Origin of the sequence: Aquirufa salirivi (genome assembly GCF_045310485.1) — a bacterium.
In the GTDB taxonomy this organism is placed as follows: domain Bacteria; phylum Bacteroidota; class Bacteroidia; order Cytophagales; family Spirosomataceae; genus Aquirufa; species Aquirufa salirivi.
In genome coordinates this window covers 1-608 of record NZ_JBEWZH010000025.1, presented here as the reverse complement: position 1 = coordinate 608, position 608 = coordinate 1, and the positions used below count along the sequence as shown (strand labels likewise).

At 46.2% G+C, this 608-nt stretch carries 1 protein-coding gene; it reads left to right on the top strand.

What is annotated here, in order from left to right:
• Positions 1 to 608, top strand: a 608-nt coding sequence (locus U0R11_RS13520) for a hypothetical protein (RefSeq protein ID WP_406752355.1), incomplete at both ends; no start/stop codon positions are given.

Here is a 608-nt window from a genome sequence, read left to right as displayed (position 1 = left end):
ACCCAACGGTGGGGGGCACGAACGTTGGTACAGCCACGAGCGTGAGCTTCAGCAATGGAGTAGCCACAGCGAGCCTGAGCTTGTATCAAGTAGAATCAGCGGTCGTAGCAGCAACGGATGGAAGCATTAATGCTGCAGGGGCTGACCGTTTGAGTGTAGCAGTTTCTACAGGTAGCTTCTCGACCTTTGTGGTTACTATTAGTAGTCCACAGCAAAGTGGAACAGGGTTTACTTTCGGTGGTACCAATACTTTAACAGCGAAAGATGCTTATGGTAATACAGTAACGACATTTGATGCTTCAACCAATAATGTTACAGTAACTAGTAGCTTGCTTGGAACAATCACTGGATTATCTGGAGTAAATAAGTTGTCAGGATCTGGTGACTTTGTGAGTGGTGTAGCCAATATTAGCAATTTAACTTATACAGGTGTAGCAGGTATTGGAACCTTCACGTTCACTCCAGCCACAGGAATAGCCGCAACGAGTGCGAATGTAACGATAGGCGCAGGTTCTGCTAGCAAGTTCATCATTACAGGAACAGGTACACAAACAGCAGGAGCTAGCCAAAACATTACGATTACCGCCAAAGATGCGAGTGGCAACACA